Consider the following 21,391-nt stretch of genomic DNA (forward strand, 5'->3'; position numbering starts at 1 on the left):
CGCCTTTCCGCCATCCTCATGGAACCGATGCACCCGGTCGACCGTTTGCCGGCCGGTTCTCGTCCGGTCATCGCCGCATGGGCGCGCCGATGACCGACGGCGACCCGGTCGGCTGCCACGACTGCGGCGCGCTGTACCGCTGGCGGCCCGTGGCCGATGGTCAGCGTGCCCGCTGCACCCGTTGCGGCAACGTGCTGTATCGCGGGTATGCCACCGGGCCGGCACCGACTCCGGCATCGATGGTGGCCGTCACGCTGGGCGCGGTGCTTGTCTACCTGATCGCGCAGTGCTTTCCCATCGTCGAGCTGGAAATGAACGGGCTCACGTCCGGGGCCACGTTGCTGCAGGCGATCGGCGTGCTGTGGAACGAGCGCATGGAGGTAATCGCCGCGATGGTGTTCTTCTTCGCGGTGGTGTTTCCCGCGCTGGAGCTGGGCGCGCTGCTGTATGTGTCGGCCGGACTGCTGCGCGGGCGTCGCGTGCCGGGTTTCCACCTGCTGTTGCGCGTCGTGCAGGGGGCGCGTCACTGGGCGATGACGGAAGTGCTGATGATCGGTATCCTCGTCACCGCGATCAAGATGACGAGCCTGGCGCGGGTGATTCCGCATCCCGGCCTGTTCGCGTTCGGCGCGCTGACGATCCTGTGCGCCGTCGCGCTGCGCTACGAGCCGCGCGCCTTGTGGGCACTGGGCGACCATGCCGGCCCACCGCCTCCATCGTCTGGACTGTGGAAGGAGCGGGACAAGGCAGGTGTGGACAATGCAGCGGTGGACACCGCGGCCGGGCCGCCGGTTGCCTGCCACGCCTGCGGGCTGCTCAACGACTGCGCATGCGAAGGCCGCCACTGCCGTCGCTGCGGCGCCACGCTGCACCGCCGTATCCCGAACAGCATCACGTGGACGTGGGCGCTGCTGGCCGCGGCGGCGCTGCTCTACGTGCCGGCCAACATCCTGCCCGTGATGTATACGGAATCGATCGGCGGCACGGGTGGCGACACGATCATGAGCGGCGTGGTGCTGTTCTGGGAGACGGGCTCCCCCGGGCTGGCCATCGTGATCTTCGTGGCCAGCGTGCTGGTGCCGGTATCGAAGCTGGTGGCGCTGGCGCTGCTGGCTGGCACGGCGCAATGGGGTTCGCGCTGGGCGCCGGCCGGCCGCACCCGCATCTACCGCATGGTGGAGTTCATCGGCCGCTGGTCGATGCTCGATATCTTTGTCGTCACGCTGACCGTGGCGCTGGTGCGTTTTCAAACGCTGGCAGTCATCACCGCCGGCCCCGGCGCGCTGGCCTTCGGCTGCGTGGTGATCCTGACGATGATCGCCTCCGCGCAGTTCGACCCGAGGCTGATCTGGGACGCGCTCGATGACAAGGAAAAGCGCGTCGAACACAACGGAGAAATGCATGCCTGAGCAAGACCTTCCGCCACCCGCCGTCGACCGGCCCAGCCGCTGGCTGCCGTCGCTGATCTGGCTGATTCCCGTGCTGGCCGCCATCATCGGCGCCACGCAGGTGGTGAACTGGATGACCAGCCGCGGGCCGACGATCGTCGTCAGCTTCGCCACCGGCGAGGGCCTGGAGGCCGGCAAGACCAAGGTCAAGTACAAGGATGTCGATATCGGCGAAGTCGTCGCGGTCACGCTCGGCGAGGACGGCAACCGGGTCGATGCAAAGATCCACATGGCGCGCGAGGCGAAGCGTTTCACGGCCGAGGACACGCGCTTCTGGGTGGTGCGCCCGCAGATCGGCGCCAGCGGCGTGTCCGGCCTGGGCACGCTGCTGTCCGGCCCCTACATCGGCGCGGCGCCCGGGACCAAGGGTGCGACCACGACCGAGTTCACCGGGCTCGACACGCCGCCCGCCGTGCCGCCCGGCCTGAAAGGGCGCGAGTACAAGCTGCATGCCGACAGCCTGGGCTCCGTGGGCATCGGCTCGCCCGTGTACTACCGCCGCCTGCGCGTGGGGCAGGTGGCCTCGTTCGAGCTGGATCGCAACGGCGACGGCATCGACATGTCCGTCTTCATCGAGGATCGCTACGTGGGCCTGGTGGGCACCGACACGCGCTGGTGGCATGCCAGCGGCGTGGACCTGCGGCTCGACGCGGCCGGCTTCAAGCTCAATACCCAGTCGCTGGCGGCGCTGGCCACCGGCGGCATCGCCTTTGAATCCGGGAACGGAAGAAAGCCCGCGGCCGCGGCGCCGGCGGGCAGCCGGTTCATCCTTGCCGAGGACCGTTCGGCGGCGCTGCGCGCGCCCGACGGTCCGGCCGTGGCGGCCGTGCTGTACTTCGACCAGTCGCTGCGCGGCCTCGTGCCCGGCGCAACGGTCGATTTCCGCGGCATCGTGCTGGGCGAAGTGCGCGCCGTGGGCGTGGAATTCGACCGCAAGCGCAAGGCGTTCCGCATGCCGGTCACGATCGACCTGTACCCCGGCCGGCTGGGCAAGCGCTTCCTGGATGCCTATTCGGGCGACGTGCAGGCGGGCCACGACACGATGGCGCGCATGATCGGTCGCGGCCTGCGCGGCCAGCTGCGCACGGGCAGCCTGCTCACGAACCAGCTGTACATCGCGCTGGACTTCTTCCCGAACGCGCCGAAGGCGGCGCTCGTGGTGGAGCCGGACCGGCTCGTGCTGCCGACCGTGCCCGGCTCGCTGGACGAGCTGCAAAGCCAGCTGCTGAGCATTGCCCGGAAGCTCGACAAGGTGCCGTTCGACGATATCGGCGCCAACCTGAACCGCACGCTGGCCCAGGCGGACGTGATGCTCCAGCGTGCCACGTCCACGCTGGAACGGCTCGACGGCGAAGTGCTGCCGGAGGTGAACGACACGCTGGCCTCGGCCCGCAAGACATTCGCGAGTGCGGAAAGCCTGCTGGCACAGGATGCGCCGCTGCAGTCCGACCTGCGCCGCACGCTGCAGGAAGTGACGCGCACGATGCAGTCGGTCGAAGCGCTGGCCGACTACCTCGAACGCCATCCGGAATCGCTGATCCGGGGCAAACCACAGGAAAAGAAAAAATGACGCCCTTGTTCGTTCGCGGCTCGTTCGCTCCCGCCCTGGCGCTGGCCGCCGTTCTGCTGACCGGTTGCGCCGCGCCCCCGTCCGACCATTTCTACACGCTGGCCGGCGGGCCCGCCCCCGCATCTGTTGGCGGCACAGCCCCGGTGTACATCGAGATGCTGGCCGTGAACATTCCGGCCTCGGTGAACCGGGACCAGCTCGTCGTCGGCACGGGGGAAGGGCGCGTCGACGTGCTCGACCAGCACCGCTGGGCCGGTCCCCTGGCCGATGAGATCGGCTCTGCGCTATCGCTGGGCGTTGCAGCCCGGCTCGGCGCCATCGACGTCTACCGCACGCCGGCACCCGAGGGGGCGGCGGTGTACCGGATCAGCACCAACGTCCAGCGTTTCGAGTCGGTGCCGGGCAGCTACGCGCTGGTCGATGCCGTGTGGAGCGTGCGGCAGGTGGGCAGTGCTACCGTGCTCACTTGCCGCAGCGTGCTGCGCGAGGATGCCGGCACAGCTTACGAGACCGTGGTGGCCGGGCACCGCGTCGCGCTGGGCAAGCTGGCCGACACCATCGCCGCGGCTGTGCGGGACCGGCAGGCAGGCAAGGCCACGAACTGCTGAGGCACTGATGGAGTGGCTGGTGTCAGACACTTTTTTCGGACGAATTTCCCGAAAAAGGTGTCTGACACCGGTTGTCCGCAACGCTCCGATAACGCATGCGAACACCGGTATCTGACACATCGCGGCCAACACGGACACCTCAATGTGGCGCCGCAAACGTTTTCGCGGTACTACACTCGGTCGCTGTCCTCCGCTGACCGGCGGTGTCGCGCCGGTCGTTCCGACCGCCCGCCGAAAGGAATCGCCGATGCCCGCCGCCCCAGCAGTATCGCCCCCCGTTCCCGTATCGTCACTCGCGCCGCCCACCCTCACCATTAACGGCATGCCGGTGCCGGTACCCACCGATCCGCGCGTGTCACTGCTCGACCTGCTGCGCGAACATCTCCATCTGACCGGCACGAAGAAAGGCTGCGACCAGGGCGCCTGCGGTGCCTGCACCGTGCTCGTCGACGGCGAGCGGCGCATCCTGTCCTGTCTCGCGCTCGCCGTGCAATACGCGGGACGGTCCGTCACGTCCGTGGAAGGCCTGGCGGCCGACGGCGCGCTGCACCCGCTGCAGCACGCGTTCATCGAGCACGACGGCTTCCAGTGCGGCTACTGCACGCCGGGCCAGCTGTGCTCCGCGCTGGGCATGGCGGCCGAACTGAAACGGGGCGTGCCCAGCTACGTGACGGCGGACCTGTCGGCCGAAATCGTCGAATTTTCCCATGACGAAGTGCGCGAACGGATGAGCGGCAACCTGTGCCGCTGCGGCGCCTACAACGGCATCGTCGATGCCGTGACGGAGCACCACGCGAAGGAGCCGCGATGAATCCCTTTGCCTATGCCCGCGCGATCGATGCCGCGGACGCCGTCGTCCGCGGCGGTACGCCCGGCTCGAAGTACCTGGGTGGCGGCACGAACCTCGTCGACCTGATGCGCGAAACGGTCGAGCATCCGGCGATGCTGGTGGATGTTACCGGCCTGCCCGATACCATCGACGAGCGCCCCGACGGCAGCCTGCTGATCGGCGCCGCCGCCACCAACACGGCGGTGGCCGAGCACCGGGCCGTGCGCAGCCGCTTCCCGCTGCTCACCCGCGCGATCACGGCCGGCGCGTCGGCGCAGATCCGCAACATGGCGACCGTGGGCGGCAACCTGCTGCAGCGCACCCGCTGCGGCTATTTCTACGACAACGACGGTTCGCGCTGCAACAAGCGCGAACCGGGGCAGGGCTGCGACGCGATCGGCGGCTTCAACCGCATGCATGCCATCCTCGGCGCCTCCGCGCATTGCGTGGCCACGCATCCTTCCGACATGTGCGTGGCGCTCGCCGCGCTGGATGCGGTCGTGCACCTGCAAGGCACGGGCGGCACCCGCGCCGTGCCGCTGGTGAGCTTCCACTTGCTGCCGGAAGACCATCCCGAGCGTGAAACGGCGCTGCAACCGGGCGAGCTCGTCACCGCCATCGAAGTACCGGCGCTGGCCTTCGGTGCCCGCTCCGCCTACCGCAAGGTGCGCGACCGGGCCAGCTATGCGTTCGCGCTCGTGTCGGTGGCGGCCGCGCTGGACGTCCACGATGGCGTGGTGCGCGACGTGCGGCTGGCGCTGGGTGGCGTGGCCCACAAGCCATGGCGCGCATCCACGGCCGAGGCCATGCTGAAAGGCCGGCCCGCGACGCAGGAGCTGTTCCATGCCGCCGCGGCGGCGGAACTGGCCGATGCGCGCCCGCTGCGCGACAACGCCTTCAAGGTCGACCTGGCACGCCGCGCCATCGTGGCCGTGCTGGACGGTCTCGTCGATACCCGATCCTAAGGAGCAGCGATGAGCATTCTTCAGAAAGCGGCGAAGGCGGTGATGCAGAAGGCCGTCGAGCTGGCGCCCGACGCCTTCATCCCGGGCGGCATTCCCGATCCGCTGATCCTCGAGCGCCATGCACTGATCGGCGCGCCCGTGCCGCGTGTCGACGGCGCGGTCAAGGTGCGCGGCGCGGCGCCGTTCGCGGCCGAGTTCGCGCTGGACGGCATGGTCTATGCGGCGCTCGTCCACAGCACGATCCCGCGAGGGCGGATCGCCGCGCTCGACACGGCGGCGGCCGAGGCGGCACCCGGCGTGGTGCTGGTGATGACGCACAAGAACGCGCCGCGCATGAAGCCCGTGCCGATGATCTTCACGCAGCCGAAGGCGGCGCACGGGGACAGCCTGCCCGTGTTCCAGGACGATGCCGTGTACTGGAACGGCCAGCCGGTGGCCGTGGTACTGGCCGAAACCCAGGAGCAGGCCGATCACGCCACATCCCTCGTCCGTGTCACGTATCACGCCGAGCCGGCGATCACCTCGCTGGCGGCCGCCAGGGCGCAAGGCCTCGAGCCCACCGCCTTCATGGGCGAGCCGCAGAACGTGGAGATCGGCGACGCGGAAGCGGCGCTGGCCGCATCGCCCTACCAGGTCGACACCGTGTACCGCACGCCGCTGCTGAACCACAACGCCATCGAGCTGCACGCCGTGACCGTGGCGTGGCACGATGGCGCGCTGCGCATCCACGACGCCGCGCAGGCGGTGGCGCACACGGCATGGTCGCTGGCGCAGGCGTTCGGGCTCGACGAAAAGCAGGTGCACGTGACGTCACCCTTCGTTGGCGGCGGGTTCGGCGGCAAGCTGCTCTGGCAGCACCAGGTGCTGGCCGCTGCGGCGTCGAGACTGGCGGGCAGGCCGGTGCGGCTCGCGCTGTCGCGCGAGGGGGTGTACCGCGTGGTCGGCGGGCGCACGCTGACCGAGCAGCGCGTGGCCATCGGCGCCGATCACGATGGCCGCTTTACGGCCCTGATCCACGCGGGCATGGTGGCGATGTCGCCCCATAACAACATGCCCGAGCCGTTCATCATGCCGGCCAAATCGCTGTACGCGGCAGGCAGCTTCCGGCTCGACGTGCAGGCGGTCCGCATGGACATGCTGGCCAACACGTTCATGCGCGCGCCGGGCGAATCGGTCGGTTCATTCGCGCTGGAGTGCGCAATCGACGAACTGGCCGGACGGATGGACATCGATCCGGTGGAGCTGCGGCGCCGCAACGAGCCGGACAGGGATCCCACGACGGGCGCGCCGTTTTCGTCGCGCCACCTGGTGGAAGCCTATCGGATGGGCGCGGAGCGCTTCGGCTGGGACGCCCGGCACGCGAAGCCGCGCATGCGGCGCGAGGGCGAATGGTTCGTCGGCATGGGCTGCGCCACGGCCACGTATCCGTATTACCGCATGGCCGGTGGCGCGGCGCGCATCACGCTCGCGCGCGACGCGTCGGGGCGCATCCGCGCGCACGTCGAAGTGGCCGCGCACGAGATGGGCATGGGCACGGCCACGGTGCAGGCGCAGCTCGTGGCGGCACGTCTTGGCGTGCCGCTGGAGGACGTGACAGTGTCGTATGGCGACTCGGCGTTTCCCGGCACGATCCTGGCCGGCGGCTCGCAACAAACGGCGGCGATCGGCAGCGCCGTCATTGCCGCGCTGCGCGGGCTGTTTACCGACCTGCTGCGCCTGGGCGGCCACGGCACGCCGCTCGACGGCCTGCATTTCGACGAAGTGCGCGGCCACTTTCAGGACAATGCGAGCGGCTTGTGCAAGGCGGGCGATCCGGCACGCCGGGCCAGCTATGCCGAATTGCTGGAACGCGCGGGCCACGACGCGTTGCAGGTCGAAGGGCAGGCACCGCCGCCACTGGAAAGCCGGCACTGGTCGATGCACTCGACCGGTGCGATCTTTTGCGAGGCAAGGGTCAATGCCGTGACCGGGGAGGCGCGGGTGACCCGGTTGCTGGGTTCATTCGATTGCGGCCGCATCCTCAACGCGAAGACGGCGGCCAGCCAGTTCCGCGGCGGCATGATCATGGGCCTGGGCATGGCGCTGATGGAGGAAACGCTGTTCGACCAGCGCAACGGCCGCGTGATGAACCCCAGCCTGTGGGATTACCACGTGCCGGCGCACCTGGACGTGCCTCCCATCGACGTGATGTGGACCGACATTGCCGACCCGCATGCGCCGGCCGGGGCACGGGGCATCGGCGAGATCGGCATCACCGGCACCGCGGCCGCGGTGGTCAACGCCATTCATAACGCCTGCGGGACCAGGGTGCGCGACCTGCCGGCCACGCTCGACAAGCTGCTGGGTTGAGCACCACGGGACGCCCGGCATTGCGGCCCATCCCCGGGGGCGGCACGGTCGCGCCGTCGGCTGGCCGCTATCGGCCTGGCGGCCCGCCTCGCTGTTCGCTTGACCGATCGCCCCGCCGCCCCTCCGCGCCAGCCGCGTCGTCGATCATCTGCACCAGGCGGTCCAGCTGGCGGTCGAGCATCGCCACCACGCTGGCTGCGGCGTGATCGGCCGGCAGCGTGATCTTCAGCAGTTCGAGCCCGTTGCGCATCGGTGCCAGCGGGTTGCGCAGGTCATGGCAGAACGCTTCGAGGAACGCGTCTTCATGGCGCTCGGCGGCGGCCAGTGCGCCGATGGCCGTGCGCAGCTTCTCCGTCAGGTCGTCGCGGGCAGCCTGGGCGGCAAGCGCTTCGGCCCGCAGGCGCTGCAATTCCCGTTCGAACGCGCGGCGGTCGCCCGAAGGCTGGATCGCCACTTCATCGAACGTGCCGGTATCGAAGCGGTGCCGCGCGATGGCAAGCACCGCCGGCACGCGGGCGCCGTCGCGCCGCACCAGGTCGATCTGCACGTCGCTGACCGCTTGCTGCAACTGCAGCATCGGCTGGCAATGCGACTGGTACAGCACGCCGGCGCCGATGCTGAGCAGGTCTTGCAGGCGCATGCCGCCCGTGAGTTCGTGGTGCGGGTAGCCCAGCCAGTTCACGCTGGCCACGTTCGCCTGCAGGATCATGCCGTCGGGATCGGTCAGCAGCAGGGCGCAGGGCGCGAGATTGAACAGGTAGGCGGGCGCAGGCAGTGGGTCTGGTCCAGACTCCGGCTGGCCGAAAGGGGGCTCGTATCGCAGCGACATGGCGTCAACCCGTCACGTGCCGGAGAAAGGGGCCAATCGCCGCGGCGCAGGCACGCGGTGCGCTCATGTGGGGGCAATGGCCGATATTGTCGATCAGGCGCAGCTCGCTGGCCGGCAGCGCCCGGTGCGTGTAGTCGCCCACGCTGGGCGGTGCGATCACGTCGTCCGTGCATTGGAGGATCAGCGCCGGTGTCGTCGAGTGGGGCAGGTCCTGGCGGTGATCGGAGAGGAAAGTCACGCGGGCGAAATGCGCGGCGATCGCCGGATCGGCGCGGCAGAAGCTGTCGGCCAGCTCGCTGCCGAGCTCCGGCCGGGCCGGCGCGCCCATGATGACGGGGGCCATGGCGCGGGCCCAGCCCTCGTAGTTGTCCGCCAGCGTCTGCAGCAAATCTTCGATGTCCGCCGTTTCAAAGCCGCCATGGTAGTCGCCGGCGTTCAGGTAGCAGGGCGACGGGCTGACCATCACCTGCGCCGCGAAGCGCTCGGGTTGCCGTATCGTGGCCAGCAACCCGACCATCGCCGCCACCGAATGGCCGATGAACACGACCGGCCCCTCGGCGAACGCCGTGGCGATCTCGAGCACGTCTTCCGCATAACCGTGCAGCGAACCATAGCGCGTGGGGTCGTAGGCGTTCCAGTCCGATGCGCCACTGCCGACGGCGTCGAAGGCAACGATGCGGTAACGGCCATCGAAGGCAGGCACGAGGTAGCGCCACATCGACTGGTCGCAGCCGAAGCCATGCGCGAACAGCAGCGTTGCCGGGCCGCTGCCCCACGCCTTGACATTGTTGCGTTGCCGGACGTCCATTGCCAGGTCCTCCGCACGAGCACTCTTCGCAGTGTAGCAGGCTTGTGCGCGGCCGGCACGGCCGCCTGGATGCTCAGCGGGCCGGCAGCACGGTGCCTGCAGCCTCGCCGAAACCGATGCGCGGCAGGCCGGGGCGCACAGCGCGGCCACGCAGCACGACCGTGTCGCCATCCTCGAGGAAGGTGCGCTGTTCGCCGTTCGGCAACGTGATAGCCGCCTTGCCGCCGCCGGACAGTTCCAGCAGCGAGCCCGCGGCTTCCGGTTCCGGGCCGGACTGGGTGCCGGAGCCCAGCAGGTCGCCCGGGCGCAGGCCGCAGCCGTTGACCGTGTGGTGCGCCACCATCTGCGCCACGCTCCAGTAGGAATCGCGGAAGTTCGAGCGCGATACGGAAGCCGCCTGCTGGCCTTCCCGGCGCATCGTTGCCGTTTGCAGCAGGACCTCCAGTTCGACGTCGAACGCGCCCGCCTCACGCAGCGCCGGATAATCGAGGTAGGGCAGCGGCTGCGGGTCGGCGGCGTCGCGCTGCCATGGCGCGCGATACGGCGCCAGCGCCTCGAGCGTGACGATCCATGGCGAAATCGTCGTGGCGAAGTTTTTCGCCAGGAAGGGCCCCAGCGGCTGGTATTCCCAGGCCTGCAGGTCGCGGGCGGACCAGTCGTTCAGCAGGCACAGGCCGAACACGTGCGCCTCGGCCGCATCGACGGGGATCGCGTCGCCGTCGGCATTGCCGGTGCCGACGAAGATGCCCACTTCCAGCTCGTAGTCGAGGCGGCGGCTCGGCCCGAAATTCGGCGCATCCGTGCCGCTGGCCGGGCGCGTCTGCCCCTTCGGGCGGGGAAAGCGCTGGCCTGATACCCCGATCGACGAGGCCCGGCCGTGGTAGCCGATCGGCACCCACTTGTAGTTCGGCAGCAGTGGCTCGTCCGGGCGGAACAGGCGGCCGACACTCGTGGCATGGTGGATCGATGTATAGAAATCCGTGTAGTCGCCGATGCGCGCCGGGATCGAGAACTCGGCCGCGGCCTGCGGTACCAGGGCGTGCTGCTGCGCCGCGGCACCGGCGCGCAGCAGCCGGGACAGCGCCAGGCGCAGCGCCGACCATGCGGCGGGCCCGGCGGCCATGAAATCGTTGAGTGTGTCGCGCTGCGCAAGGGCCAGCGCGGCGCTGGCCGGTTCGCCCACGGTGGCCGGGTCCAGCGCGGCCAGGTCGAGTACCTGGTCGCCGATCGCCACGCCGCCGCGGAACGTTTCCGTGGAACCGGCGCGCCGGAACACGGCGAACGGCAGGTTCTGGATCGGGAAATCGCTGGCCGGATCGTTCGCCGTGGCGACCCAGCTGGTGAGCGACGGATCGTGTGTTTCATTGATGTGCATGGTGCTTCCTTATGCCTGGGGCATGTTAGCCGGGTTGAAATGTTTGCCGATGCCTGCCCAGCATTCATGGTAGTCCGGCTGCAGCAGCGGCGTCGCCAGCGCGTGGGCCGTGGGGCGGATGATGTCGCGCGTCTCGAACATGAATGCCATCGTCGCCTCCACCTTTTGCGGCTTGCTGGTATCGGCCGCGCTGGCCTTCTCGAACGTGGCCGCGTCCGGACCGTGGCCGCTCATGCAGTTGTGCAGGCTGCCGCCGCCCGGCCTGAAGCCTTCGGCCTTGGCGTCGTACTGGCCGGCGATCAGGCCCATGAATTCGCTGGCCACGTTGCGGTGGAACCAGGGCGGCCGGAACGTGTTCTCGGCCGCCAGCCAGCGGGGCGGGAAGATCACGAAGTCCAGCGTGTCCACGCCGGCCGTGTCGCTCGGCGATTGCAGCACGAGGAAGATCGACGGGTCCGGGTGGTCGTAGCTGATCGAACCGATCGTATTGAAATGCCGCAAATCATACTTGTAGGGGGCGTAATTGCCATGCCAGGCCACGACGTCCAGCGGCGAATGGCCGATCGAAGCGCGCCACAGGTTGCCGGAGAATTTCGCCACGAGTTCGAAATCGCCCTCGCGGTCCTCGTACGCCGCCTGCGGCGTGAGGAAATCGCGCGGGTTCGCCAGGCCATTCGAGCCGATCACGCCCAGGTCGGGCAGTTGCAGCAGCGCGCCGAAGTTTTCGCAGAGATAGCCGCGGGCTTCGCCGTCGGGCAAGGTGACCTGGAATCGCACGCCGCGCGGAATGACGGCGATCTCCTGTGGTTCCACGTCGACGATGCCGAATTCGGTGGCGATGCGCAGCCGTCCCTGCTGCGGCACGACGAGCAGCTCGCCATCGGCATCGTAGAAGAAGCGGTCCGTCATCGGTGCGTTCGCGGCATACAGGTGAATCGCCACGCCGGCATTGCCGGCCATCGTGACCCAGCCGTCGACGAAATCGGTGGGCACGTCGGCAGGGGCATCGGCAGCGGATCCCAGCGCAGCTGGTTCGGTGGCGTGGGCACGTCGTCGAAACGGCTGACGATGCGGCCGTTGTCGATGCGGGTAAACGGTTGATGGACCGCGGCGGGCCGGATGCGGTACAGCCAGCTGCGGCGGTTGTGCGCCCGTGGGGCCGTGAAAGCCGTGCCGGACAGCTGCTCGGCATACAGGCCGTAGGCGGCGCGCTGCGGCGAATTGCGGTGTTGCGGCAGCGCGCCGGGCAAGGCTTCGGTGGCGAATTCGTTGCCGAAGCCGGACAGGTAACCCGGATGCAGGTCGGTCGTGTTCACGTCGTCTCCAGTCAGGATGCGGATGAGGGCATGTCAGAGTACATGCGGGCACTGTAGACCATTTGCACTGTGAATGGCAAAATGCACTTTATTTACGGGGTAAATAGAGGGACGATGGAACTGCGTGAACTGGACCTGAACCTGCTGGTCGTCTTCCAGGAAGTCTTCCGGGAGCGGCAGATCTCGGCGGCCGCCCGCCGCCTGCGCCTGACGCAGTCCGCGGTCAGCAATGCGCTGGCCCGCCTGCGCCGCGCCACCGGCGACGCGCTGTTCGTGCGCACGGCGGCCGGCATGCAGCCCACGCCGTACGCCGAGCGCATGGCCGAGCCGGTGGCCACGGCGCTTTCCCACCTCGAGCAGGCGCTGGCGCCAGCCGACGTGTTCGACCCGGCCGCCAGCCGGCGCCGCTTCAACGTCGCCATGACGGACTTGGGCGAGGTGTACTTCATGCCCCGCCTGGTGGAACTGTGCGGCGCCGCGGCGCCCGGTGTCGGGATCGCGTCGGTGCGGGCGGGCGCGGCGGACCTGCGGGCGGAAATGGAAGCGGGGCGCATCGATCTCGCCATCGGCGCGTTCGACGATGCCCCGGGCGCGCTGTACCAGCGGCGCCTGTTCCGGCAGGACTATGTCACCCTGTTCCGTGCCGGCCACCCGCTGGCCACCGGTCCGCTAACGATGAAGCGCCTGACGGATGCCCGTCACCTCGTGGTGGCGGCGCTGGAAAGTCCGTACGACCGCATCAATACCGCGCTGCAGAAGGCCGGCATCCTCACGTCCGCCAGCTTCTCCGTGCCGCATTTCTCGGCCGCGCCGTATATCGTCAGCACCACGGACCTGGTGGTGACGGTGCCGCGCAAACTCGCCGAGCGTGCGGCCGCGCCGTTTGGCCTCGTGTATGTAAAATCGCCGCTGCGGCTGGCGGCGCTGCAAACGAACGTGTTCTGGCACCGGCGCTACAACCAGGACGAGGGCAATCGCTGGCTGCGCACACTGGTGGCGGAAGCGTTCGGGGAATAGCCGCCACCCATCACCACAAAGGAAAACGCCATGCTTGTCAGTTTCACGATCCTGCTGCTGTTCCAGTGCCTGGGCGAAGGCATCGTCTACGTGCTGCACCTGCCGGTTCCCGGCCCCGTCGCCGGCATGCTGCTGCTGTTCGGCGCCCTGGTCGCGTCGCCGGCGCTGCTGGAAAAGATCGAGGCCGATGCCAATGAGCTGCTGCGGCACCTGTCGCTGCTGTTCGTGCCGGCCGGCGTGGGCATCGTGGCCGCGGCATCCTCGAGCAGCGGCCACTGGCTGGCGCTGCTGGCGGGACTGATGGGCAGCACGCTGCTGACACTGGCCGTGACGGCCCTGGTGCTGCGTGCCCTCATGCCAAAGGACCGCGATGTTTGAGCTGGCCGAACTGCGCTCGTTCTGGGTCTATCTCTCCGCCTCGCCTCTGCTGGGGCTTACGCTGACCCTGTGCGCCTACGCGGTGGCGCAGGCGATCTACGCTCGCTGCAAGTTCTCGCCGCTGGCCAACCCGGTCGCCATCGCGATCGCGCTCGTGTGCGTGGCGTTGTGGCTGTCGGGCATGTCGTACGAACGCTATTTCGCCGGCGCCCAGTTCGTGCACTTTTTACTCGGCCCTGCCACGGTGGCGCTGGCTGTGCCGCTGGTGCGGCAACTGCCACGGATGCGCCGCGCTTTCATGCCGGTCATGGTGGCGCTCGCGTGCGGCTCCGTCACGGCCATCGCGTCCGCGGTCTGCATCGTCGTGGCCCTGGGCGGTACGGCCCAGCTGGCCCGCTCGATCGGCCCGAAGTCGGCCACCACGCCGATCGCAATGGCGGTTTCCGAGCGCCTGGGCGGCCTGCCGTCGCTGACCGCCGTGCTGGTCATCGGCACCGGCATCTTCGGCGCCGTCACGGCAAGGTTCCTGTTCGGCTGGATGAAGATCCATTCGCACGAGGTGCGCGGCTTCGCGCTGGGCGTCGCCTCGCATGGCATCGGCACTGCGCGGGCGTTCCAGGTCAGTGCCGAGATGGGCGCGTTCGCCGGGCTGGGGATGGGCTTGAACGGGGTGCTGACGGCGTTGCTGGCGCCGGGGCTGATTCCGCTCGTGCTGGGGTGGCTGGGGAAAATTTGACCCTTAACGCAAGGGTTTGCCAAGTTGTGCCTCATAGGACTCAGCGACACGTTAGCGTAACTTAACAGCCTTAAACATTATGGGAAAAGAGTATCTACTTCGGCGGAATTAGGGCGTTCAACTGTTGTTCGTTGCGTAAGCGATTGAAACGACGGTGGTCGGATATTGCACGAATATCTCTTGCTTCGCTTTTGTTGTTGCGTAAACCAGACCAAGTCGGAAATTCCTTCTTTGCAAAATAGCCACGTGATATTAATCTCGAGACTCGGAACCAAGCTCCCTAAAACTATTAACAGCGATCTACGCAAGTCCCTGTAACCAAGCGGGCAGCAGCGCATGGAAACTAAGGTTTCTCTATAGTATTTTTTTTCGAAGATTATATTTCGAAATGGACATGGTTTCATTAGAAATTTTGTCGTACCGGCAGCTAGCGGAGGTTGCACGCTTATGAATAAATATTTCTCCTCGTTAGGTAGGATTGTATATTTGACAAGCATAGGATTTGCACTCATCCTATTTTTTTTGCTCGCTCGACATTGGAATGATTCGGATAACGCTGAGTTACCCGCATGGCTCCAGGCTTGGGGCGGTATTGCTGGGATTGCAGTGGCAGTCTGGATCTCACGAGAAGATATCAGACGGACGACTCGGGCCAAGTTGGAAGATGAGGAAATACTCGACAGTAGCGTCCGTAGAATTTTAGATAGTGCGGTAGATCTCGTTACACAGGTTGAGGAAGGTACGATCAGAAACGAATTGTCTTTATGTTGTGATCAACAATACTTGGAGCCGATTTATAAAGCATTTGTGGAAAGGAATTCCAGGGAGATCCATGCAGTATTGGTTTCGTTTTCCATAGAGCGTCTCGCTAGTATTGGTTTGATTGATAGTGTCATTCAGACGCGGAGAGCAATGATTGAGATTGCTGAGCAGTCCAAATGGTTTAACTTTGACAATTATGGCCAATTGGCACCGAAAACGAAACAGCAGTTTGATGTAGCTAAAAAAATGGTATTAAGCGCCTATAGAGACATGCCTAAACGTACCAAATCGAGGTAAATTGTTATCTATATTGAAATTATAAAACTGTACAGTGAGAAATATTATTCATGCGGTAGGGCTTTCTCCATGTAGATGACTGCTGTTGGCAATAGCGAAAGTTTATGCTTTATGATCTTGCTCATCAATGGTCGATGCAATAGACTATCTTCGATTGTAATGTTTTAGGAGAAATCTTGGATAACCTTTTACCTTTCACTATTGAAGAACAAAATCGTATGAAGGCGGAGGAAATATTTCGTTGGGAAGTGCGACGTAAGCTAGATCAGTCCTCAGATAAAGGGAGAAAATCGATAACAGCACTATTGAGTACTCCTTTAGGCTTATTTCTTCTGTCATCTGTTTTGCTTCCGGTACTAATCTGGCTTCATGGCTTAGTGTCTCAAGCTATTCAGGTTGAGCGCCAACGCAACGATGCTCGAGAGGCAAGAGTTGCGCGTGTCGAACGGCTCGATACAGAAATTTCTTATCGCTACAGCAAAGCGATGATGTACTTGCAGCAAGGGTTATTGGCAGTTCCGCAGTCGGAAAAGGCACAGATAACTCTTGAAAAAGCGATGCATCAGATGACTGCTAATCCACGAGTTGAAGAAGTGCACGTCCTTTATGATGACTTTGATAGGTCGAGTGGATATGCATTGCTGAGTGAATTACGTGATCATTTGGTTAGCGCGGGAATTAAATCTGAGCTGATTACTCAGTCGGGAACAGTGAGGTCCGTTATCTTAAAGCTGAGCAAGCTAGAGACAGATGTTCAATTACAAAAAGTTGAATTAAAGGAAGCCATCCAAGTATTGAAGGCTACCATGAATCTTCCGCCAGTTGAACAGTGCCAAGAGGTTGACGTCTCACGTTGGCATAAAGGGTTCGCTCGCACGGATTGTTCATCAAAAGAAGTTACATGTTAAAGGAGGATGGTATGTACATTTTTCGTAATGCGATCCTATTCGGCGCGTTTCTAATGCCGACTGCATTGGCCCACGCAGCGGATGCATCTTTTCCGAGGAAAAGCCGTGCCACTATAACGAAGGCGACTGACGTGATTATGTCCCCTCCAACCAACATTGCTGTTCGCAGTACTCTGCAATTCAAGCAATTAAATACTTCTGCGGCTAGAGCATTGGCTTCAGGTGGTTTTCAGATTCGTGTATTTACTCTATCACACCAAGCCGCAATTCCAGGTATAGTGACTGAACTGGATGACTGTAACATCTATATTTCGGCAGTCATACCTGTTCGTGCAGCTGCAGATGGGATGATCAATCTTGGCGAGATTAATGAGGCGTGGCTCGGCCAGTCAGATAGTGGAGATACTGTTCGATCTGGACGATTTCTTTTCATATTCGAAGAATTTGGGCCAAGAGATTCGCTGTTCCGACTCCGGAAAGAAGATGCAGGTTCTTATTTTAAGCAGGGTTTTATACTTACCGTTGATAAAAGTGTGCGGATGAGTATTGAGGAAGCAAGAAAGAAATTTACTGAAGCCGAAGAAAACCGTGTCCGGCTCTATATCGACGCTAATCGTATCCGTGACAGCGTCCCTTGTTACCGTTACATGGAACGCAAAGTTGCCGTACAAGAATTGCCAGATATGGGGGTAGGAGATCTGTTTGCTTGCACGCTAAAGCCTAACGATGCACTGCCAAGTGCGTGAAGTAGTGAGTTCTCATATCTAAGGCTTGGATCAGATCACAAAAAATAATAAAATCTGGTAGCGTCCAACAGCTGAATGGTACGATCTTGACTTAACCATACACTTCGAGATTAGTGACACAAGGCTGCGAAAACTGCACGCCAAAGTTTTTCGTTTGTTGCTCAGCGTATCGAGGAACGTGATCGAACTAGTAGTAATGATTGAATACTACTTAGCGAAAATTCCCAATCAGCGTCGTTCGCGCGAAAAATTGGCAAGGTTGCTGTCGAAAACAAGAATGCATTTTTCTGCGGAATTTTTTGCGCGGATGGCGAATGTGTAAGTCTTCGTTCGATCCGAAGTCATGCATCGTAGCCCCCCGAGGGGGCAGGGAGGCAGCATGCAGCGGCGAGATTTCATGCGGTACGCAAGTTCCCTTCCTGCGGGACTTCTACTGTCATCCCGTCCGGTGAGCGCAGATGCCAGCGGCAAAAAAGCCTATCTCCATTACTCGCAGCAGGAACTGGACGACGCGTATTCGGATGCGAAATGGGCGCCGAACATGCGGGAACTGCTCGGCGGGCAGGCTGCCGCCGGTACGCGCGTGCGGGCGGCCTTTCCGCCAAGGACGGCAAGCTACGGCACGCAGCTGTCGGAGAGGCTCGATGTGTTTTCGCCCGCAGGTGCAGCGCCTGCGTTACCGGCGATGATCTTCATCCATGGCGGCAACTGGCGGGTGGGCACTAAGGAATCGGTGTCGTACCTCGCACCCCGGTTTGTGAAGAACGATGTGGTGTTCATCGCGCCGGAATACGACACCATTCCCGCGACCACGCTGCCCGGCATGGTGGAGCAATGCCGGCGGGCGATCCTGTGGGTGTGGCGCCATGCGCGCGAACTCGGCGCTGATCCGGACCGAATCCACGTGGGGGTCATTCGGCTGGCGGGCACCTTGCCGTCGTCATGCTCGCTACCGACTGGACCGGCTTCGGCGCGCCAGCAGGCTTGTTGAAAGGCGGGCTGGTGCTCAACGGACTGTGCGACCTGGAGCCCGTGGTGCTGGCGGCCGGTAACCGACACCTGAAGCTGACGGCGGACGAACGGCGCGAATTGAGCCCCGTACATCGCCTGCAAACGGTGCGCTGTCCCGTGATCATTGCGTGGGGCACCGCAGAGCGCCCGGAATTCAAGCGCCAGGGGATGCTGATGGGACAGGAACTACGCGCCGCCGGGCGCCTTGCGGGAACGTACGTCCTGGAAGGCATTAACCATTTCGAGATTATCGACGCGATGGCTTCCGAACAGTCTTTGCACGCGGGAGCAACACTGGCAATGATGCGTTGATTCCTGGAGTTCTGCTGAAAGCCCTCACGCCGATCCCATGGTCAATCAGCAACTGTGATGTCGCCGGGCGAAAGCCGCACATGCAGTGCCTCCAGCAGTTCCGTGTCCACTTCCGCCGGGGCATGCGTCAGCAGGTCCTGGAATTGCTGTGTCTTCGGGAACGCGATCACGTCCCGGATGGAATCGGATTTCGTCATCAATGCAATCATGCGGTCGAGCCCGAATGCGAGGCCACCGTGCGGCGGGGCGCCGTATTGCAGCGCATCGAGAAGAAATCCGAACCGCAGCTGCGCTTCCTCGGCGTCGATGCCCAGCGTACGGAACACCCGTGACTGCAGTTCCTGCCGATGGATGCGGATCGAGCCGCCGCCCAGTTCCCAGCCGTTCAGCACCATGTCGTAGGCCTTCGCAATGCAGGCGCCCGGGTCGGTTTCCACCATGTTTTCGTGGCCGTCGATCGGGGCGGTAAAGGGGTGGTGCACCGCGGTCCAGCGCCCGCCGTCCTCGTCGTATTCGAACAGCGGGAAGTCGATGACCCACAGTGGTGCCCATCTGTCGTCGAACAGGCCGTTCGCCTTGCCGAATTCGCTGTGGCCGATCATCACCCGCAAGTCGCCGATCGCGAAGTTGACCGCCTTGGCCTTGCCTGCGCCGAACAGGAGCAGGTCGCCATTGCGGGCATCGGTACGCTCCAGGATCGTGGCCAATGCGTCGTCGTCCAGATCCCCGGCGATGGGAGACTGCAGGCCGCCGCGGCCCCTGGCCTTGTCGATGATCCTGATCCAGGCCAGGTGCGCGGTGCCCTGCCTGGCAACGAACCGTTCCCACGCGTCGATTTCCGCTTGCGCGATGCCGGCGCCGCCCGGCACGCGCAGGCCCACCACGCGCCCGCCAGGCAGGCTGGCGGCGGCCGAGAAACCCGGCAAGCCCGCGTCGGTCATTGTGTCGGTCAGTTCCGTAAAGACCAGCTTCACGCGCAAGTCCGGCTTGTCCGATCCATATTTGCCCATCGCTTCGGCAAAGTCCATGACCGGGAACGGGGCCGGCAGGTCGATGTCCAGCGTGTCCTTGAAGATCGTGCGGATCATGTCCTCGAAGAGATCACGGATTTCCTGCTCGTCCAAGAAGGAGGTTTCGCAGTCGACCTGCGTGAATTCGGGCTGGCAATCGGCGCGCAGATCCTCGTCCCGGAAGCACTTCGTGATCTGGTAATAGCGGTCGAAGCCCGCCACCATCAGCAGCTGCTTGAACAGCTGCGGCGACTGCGGCATGGCAAAGAAACGGCCCGCATTGACCCTGGACGGCACCAGGTATTCGCGCGCGCCTTCCCCGGTAGGCTGCGTCAGGATCGGTGTTTCGATGTCGATGAAACCCAGCTTGTCCAGGTAGGTGCGCATCGCCATCGTCACCCTGTGGCGCAGGCGCAGGTTGTCCTGCATGCGCGGGCGCCGCAAGTCCAGCACGCGGTGGGTCAGCCGGGTGGTTTCGCTGGCATGACCGTCGTCGAGCGCGATGGCTGCCGCCACGGAGGCGTTCAGCACCTGCAAGGCCTGGCACACGACTTCGATGTTCCTTGACGCTGCTTCGCCAGGCGTCCCTCCGGGAAGGCGATCGGTCACGATGCCCTGGACACGAACGCAATACTCTTCGCCCACCTCGCTGGCAACGGTGAACACCGCCGGCTGCGTGGCAAGGCACACCACCTGCACGCTACCCTCGCGGTCACGCAGGTCGATGCGGATGGCATCCGCGTCATCCTGGCGCACCTGCACCCAGCCGCACAGGCTGACCGTCCGACCCACGAGGGCCTCGGTGACAAGGCCACAATAATGCGTTCGCATCGACAAGATCTCGCTCCATCCAGGTTTATAAATGCACCGCTGGACTCTACCTTGCAGGGCACCGTGTCAAGAATCGTGCGCGATATACCGGCTAGACCGATATGAATATAACAACGCGGGGCAGCCCGCGCTGGTGAATCCGTTCGCACCATCGGATCGGCTGCGCAAGCAAGGCACAGGGATACCCGGTCATGGTGACGCCCGCTTGTGGATGCGGTAACCTGCCTTGTCGATGCAGGAACCATGCATCGTTGTGCCGTGCGGGCGGCCAGGAGGCGAGATGAAGCGACGCGATTTCATGGATTACGGCAGCTGCCTTGCGGTCGGAGCCATGCTTCGCGCCCCTGCGGCAATGGCTTTTTCCGATAGCGAAAAAGTCTATCTGCATTACTCGCAGCAGGAACTCGACGATGCGTATTCGGACCCGAAGTGGGCGCCGAACATGCGTGAACTGCTTGGCAAGCAGGCTGCGGCCGGTGCGCGGTTGCGGGCAGCGTTCCCGCCGAAGACACTGAGCTATGGCGCGCAAGCGGCGGAAAAGATCGATGTGTTTGCACCCGCCGGTGTCGCGGGCGGGTTGCCGGCGATGGTCTTCATCCATGGCGGGAATTGGCGGGTAGGCACCAAGGAATCGGTCTCATGCCTTGCTACCCCGTTCCTGGAAGGAGGCGCGATCTTCGCCGCGCCGGAGTTCGACAGTATTCCCGCCAACACGCTGCCCGGCATGGCGGAGCAGTGTCGCCGGGCCATCCTCTGGGTCTGGCGGCATGCGCGGGAACTGGGGGTGGACCCGGACCGGATCCACGTGGGTGGGCACTCGGCGGGTGGCCATCTCGCCGCGGTCATGCTGACGACCGACTGGACACGCCATGGCGCGCCGCCCGATTTGCTGAAGGGCGGGCTGGTGCTCAGCGGTTTATGCGACCTGGAACCTGTCGTGCTGGCGGCTGGAAACCGCCACCTGAAACTGACAGCGGCGGAACGGATCGAACTGAGTCCCGTCCATCGCCTGCGCGACGTGAAATGCCCGGTGATCGTTGCCTGGGGCACCGGCGACAGCCCGGAATTCAAGCGGCAAGGAATGCTGATGGCGCGGCAACTGCGCGCCGCGGGGCGCCTGGCCGGCACGTACGTGCTGCAGGGCGTGAACCATTTTGAAATCCTCGACGTTTTGGCCTCCGGCCAGTCGCAGCTTGCCGCAGCGGCGCTCGCGGCGATACGGTGAGCAGGCGAAGCCATCATCGCAAGACCTGCGCCGATCGCCGAATGTTGCCGTACGGGTACAC

19 protein-coding genes and 1 pseudogene are annotated in these 21,391 nt (G+C 64.4%); 15 read left to right on the forward strand and 5 right to left on the reverse strand.

Annotated elements, in window-relative coordinates; translation table 11 throughout:
* The first annotated feature begins 89 nt into the window (after nt 1–89).
* The 6 genes from EWM63_RS25835 (at nt 90) to EWM63_RS25860 (ending at nt 7,769) form a co-directional block, all read left to right on the forward strand.
* The gene (locus EWM63_RS25835) at nt 90–1,409 is read left to right on the forward strand and encodes a paraquat-inducible protein A (RefSeq protein WP_130189092.1); all 1,320 of its coding nucleotides are present in this window, start codon (nt 90–92) and stop codon (nt 1,407–1,409) included.
* Nucleotides 1,402–3,018 (forward strand): PqiB family protein, encoded by a 1,617-nt coding sequence (locus EWM63_RS25840; RefSeq protein WP_130189093.1) that lies wholly within the window; start codon nt 1,402–1,404, stop codon nt 3,016–3,018. The genes EWM63_RS25835 and EWM63_RS25840 overlap by 8 nt, the downstream gene beginning before the upstream one ends.
* Nucleotides 3,015–3,626, forward strand: a complete 612-nt coding sequence (locus tag EWM63_RS25845) for a PqiC family protein (protein WP_130189094.1) — start codon at nt 3,015–3,017, stop codon at nt 3,624–3,626. The genes EWM63_RS25840 and EWM63_RS25845 overlap by 4 nt, the downstream gene beginning before the upstream one ends.
* A gap of 247 nt (nt 3,627–3,873) precedes the next feature.
* Nucleotides 3,874–4,437: a 2Fe-2S iron-sulfur cluster-binding protein gene (locus EWM63_RS25850; protein WP_130189095.1), complete on the forward strand. Its 564-nt coding sequence runs from the start codon at nt 3,874–3,876 to the stop codon at nt 4,435–4,437.
* A complete protein-coding gene (locus EWM63_RS25855) occupies nt 4,434–5,420 on the forward strand; it encodes an FAD binding domain-containing protein (RefSeq protein ID WP_130189096.1) in 987 nt (328 codons plus the stop codon). The genes EWM63_RS25850 and EWM63_RS25855 overlap by 4 nt, the downstream gene beginning before the upstream one ends.
* A 9-nt stretch (nt 5,421–5,429) precedes the next feature.
* Entirely contained in the window at nt 5,430–7,769 is a 2,340-nt protein-coding gene (locus tag EWM63_RS25860) for a xanthine dehydrogenase family protein molybdopterin-binding subunit (protein WP_130189097.1), read from the forward strand.
* A gap of 67 nt (nt 7,770–7,836) precedes the next feature.
* Here EWM63_RS25860 and EWM63_RS25865 read toward each other — a convergent pair whose 3' ends face one another.
* The 4 genes and pseudogenes from EWM63_RS25865 to hmgA form a co-directional block, all read right to left on the reverse strand.
* On the reverse strand, nt 7,837–8,598 hold the full coding sequence (locus EWM63_RS25865; RefSeq protein WP_130189098.1) for a histidine kinase dimerization/phospho-acceptor domain-containing protein: 762 nt from the start codon (nt 8,596–8,598) through the stop codon (nt 7,837–7,839).
* A 4-nt stretch (nt 8,599–8,602) separates the two neighbouring features.
* On the reverse strand, nt 8,603–9,406 hold the full coding sequence (locus tag EWM63_RS25870; RefSeq protein WP_130189099.1) for an alpha/beta fold hydrolase: 804 nt from the start codon (nt 9,404–9,406) through the stop codon (nt 8,603–8,605).
* Nucleotides 9,407–9,479: 73 nt separating this feature from the next.
* Nucleotides 9,480–10,781: a fumarylacetoacetase gene (gene fahA / locus EWM63_RS25875; protein WP_130189100.1), complete on the reverse strand. Its 1,302-nt coding sequence runs from the start codon at nt 10,779–10,781 to the stop codon at nt 9,480–9,482.
* 9 nt (nt 10,782–10,790) lie between these two features.
* Nucleotides 10,791–12,097: pseudogene (hmgA, locus tag EWM63_RS25880) on the reverse strand (homogentisate 1,2-dioxygenase).
* Between the two features lie 114 nt (nt 12,098–12,211).
* Here hmgA and EWM63_RS25885 point away from each other — a divergent pair.
* The 8 genes from EWM63_RS25885 (at nt 12,212) to EWM63_RS25920 (ending at nt 18,264) form a co-directional block, all read left to right on the forward strand.
* On the forward strand, nt 12,212–13,114 hold the full coding sequence (locus EWM63_RS25885) for a LysR family transcriptional regulator (protein ID WP_130189101.1): 903 nt from the start codon (nt 12,212–12,214) through the stop codon (nt 13,112–13,114).
* A 30-nt stretch (nt 13,115–13,144) separates the two neighbouring features.
* The gene (locus EWM63_RS25890; protein WP_130189102.1) at nt 13,145–13,492 is read left to right on the forward strand and encodes a CidA/LrgA family protein; all 348 of its coding nucleotides are present in this window, start codon (nt 13,145–13,147) and stop codon (nt 13,490–13,492) included.
* Nucleotides 13,485–14,228, forward strand: coding sequence for an LrgB family protein (locus EWM63_RS25895; protein ID WP_130189103.1), 744 nt, complete (start codon nt 13,485–13,487; stop codon nt 14,226–14,228). The genes EWM63_RS25890 and EWM63_RS25895 overlap by 8 nt, the downstream gene beginning before the upstream one ends.
* A 447-nt stretch (nt 14,229–14,675) precedes the next feature.
* Entirely contained in the window at nt 14,676–15,287 is a 612-nt protein-coding gene (locus EWM63_RS25900; RefSeq protein ID WP_130189104.1) for a hypothetical protein, read from the forward strand.
* 176 nt (nt 15,288–15,463) lie between these two features.
* The gene (locus tag EWM63_RS25905; RefSeq protein WP_130189105.1) at nt 15,464–16,195 is read left to right on the forward strand and encodes a hypothetical protein; all 732 of its coding nucleotides are present in this window, start codon (nt 15,464–15,466) and stop codon (nt 16,193–16,195) included.
* On the forward strand, nt 16,189–16,941 hold the full coding sequence (locus EWM63_RS25910) for a hypothetical protein (protein ID WP_130189106.1): 753 nt from the start codon (nt 16,189–16,191) through the stop codon (nt 16,939–16,941). The genes EWM63_RS25905 and EWM63_RS25910 overlap by 7 nt, the downstream gene beginning before the upstream one ends.
* Before the next feature lie 379 nt (nt 16,942–17,320).
* Nucleotides 17,321–17,932, forward strand: a complete 612-nt coding sequence (locus tag EWM63_RS25915; protein ID WP_165390929.1) for an alpha/beta hydrolase — start codon at nt 17,321–17,323, stop codon at nt 17,930–17,932.
* Nucleotides 17,884–18,264: a hypothetical protein gene (locus tag EWM63_RS25920; RefSeq protein WP_130189108.1), complete on the forward strand. Its 381-nt coding sequence runs from the start codon at nt 17,884–17,886 to the stop codon at nt 18,262–18,264. The genes EWM63_RS25915 and EWM63_RS25920 overlap by 49 nt, the downstream gene beginning before the upstream one ends.
* Before the next feature lie 41 nt (nt 18,265–18,305).
* Here EWM63_RS25920 and aspS read toward each other — a convergent pair whose 3' ends face one another.
* Complete coding sequence (gene aspS, locus EWM63_RS25925; protein WP_130190616.1) at nt 18,306–20,105, reverse strand: aspartate--tRNA ligase; 1,800 nt, start codon at nt 20,103–20,105, stop codon at nt 18,306–18,308.
* Nucleotides 20,106–20,385: 280 nt separating this feature from the next.
* Here aspS and EWM63_RS25930 point away from each other — a divergent pair, with 280 nt between their 5' ends.
* Complete coding sequence (locus EWM63_RS25930) at nt 20,386–21,330, forward strand: alpha/beta hydrolase (RefSeq protein WP_207221156.1); 945 nt, start codon at nt 20,386–20,388, stop codon at nt 21,328–21,330.
* The last annotated feature ends 61 nt before the right edge of the window (nt 21,331–21,391 follow it).

It is taken from the genome of Pseudoduganella lutea, from assembly GCF_004209755.1.
GTDB lineage: Bacteria > Pseudomonadota > Gammaproteobacteria > Burkholderiales > Burkholderiaceae_D > Rugamonas > Rugamonas lutea.

What these genes read in the sequence shown, in the direction of transcription:
- EWM63_RS25900 (WP_130189104.1), top strand. Translation starts at nt 14,676, where the DNA reads ATGAATAAATATTTCTCCTCGTTAGGTAGGATTGTATATTTGACAAGC.
- EWM63_RS25915 (WP_165390929.1), top strand. Translation starts at nt 17,321, where the DNA reads ATGCAGCGGCGAGATTTCATGCGGTACGCAAGTTCCCTTCCTGCGGGA.
- EWM63_RS25910 (WP_130189106.1), top strand. Translation starts at nt 16,189, where the DNA reads ATGTTAAAGGAGGATGGTATGTACATTTTTCGTAATGCGATCCTATTC.
- EWM63_RS25885 (WP_130189101.1), top strand. Translation starts at nt 12,212, where the DNA reads ATGGAACTGCGTGAACTGGACCTGAACCTGCTGGTCGTCTTCCAGGAA.
- EWM63_RS25920 (WP_130189108.1), top strand. Translation starts at nt 17,884, where the DNA reads ATGCTCGCTACCGACTGGACCGGCTTCGGCGCGCCAGCAGGCTTGTTG.
- EWM63_RS25895 (WP_130189103.1), top strand. Translation starts at nt 13,485, where the DNA reads ATGTTTGAGCTGGCCGAACTGCGCTCGTTCTGGGTCTATCTCTCCGCC.
- EWM63_RS25860 (WP_130189097.1), top strand. Translation starts at nt 5,430, where the DNA reads ATGAGCATTCTTCAGAAAGCGGCGAAGGCGGTGATGCAGAAGGCCGTC.
- EWM63_RS25845 (WP_130189094.1), top strand. Translation starts at nt 3,015, where the DNA reads ATGACGCCCTTGTTCGTTCGCGGCTCGTTCGCTCCCGCCCTGGCGCTG.
- EWM63_RS25865 (WP_130189098.1), bottom strand. Translation starts at nt 8,598, where the DNA reads ATGTCGCTGCGATACGAGCCCCCTTTCGGCCAGCCGGAGTCTGGACCA.
- aspS (WP_130190616.1), bottom strand. Translation starts at nt 20,105, where the DNA reads ATGCGAACGCATTATTGTGGCCTTGTCACCGAGGCCCTCGTGGGTCGG.
- EWM63_RS25850 (WP_130189095.1), top strand. Translation starts at nt 3,874, where the DNA reads ATGCCCGCCGCCCCAGCAGTATCGCCCCCCGTTCCCGTATCGTCACTC.
- EWM63_RS25930 (WP_207221156.1), top strand. Translation starts at nt 20,386, where the DNA reads ATGAAGCGACGCGATTTCATGGATTACGGCAGCTGCCTTGCGGTCGGA.
- EWM63_RS25855 (WP_130189096.1), top strand. Translation starts at nt 4,434, where the DNA reads ATGAATCCCTTTGCCTATGCCCGCGCGATCGATGCCGCGGACGCCGTC.
- EWM63_RS25835 (WP_130189092.1), top strand. Translation starts at nt 90, where the DNA reads ATGACCGACGGCGACCCGGTCGGCTGCCACGACTGCGGCGCGCTGTAC.
- EWM63_RS25870 (WP_130189099.1), bottom strand. Translation starts at nt 9,406, where the DNA reads ATGGACGTCCGGCAACGCAACAATGTCAAGGCGTGGGGCAGCGGCCCG.
- EWM63_RS25840 (WP_130189093.1), top strand. Translation starts at nt 1,402, where the DNA reads ATGCCTGAGCAAGACCTTCCGCCACCCGCCGTCGACCGGCCCAGCCGC.
- EWM63_RS25890 (WP_130189102.1), top strand. Translation starts at nt 13,145, where the DNA reads ATGCTTGTCAGTTTCACGATCCTGCTGCTGTTCCAGTGCCTGGGCGAA.
- fahA (WP_130189100.1), bottom strand. Translation starts at nt 10,781, where the DNA reads ATGCACATCAATGAAACACACGATCCGTCGCTCACCAGCTGGGTCGCC.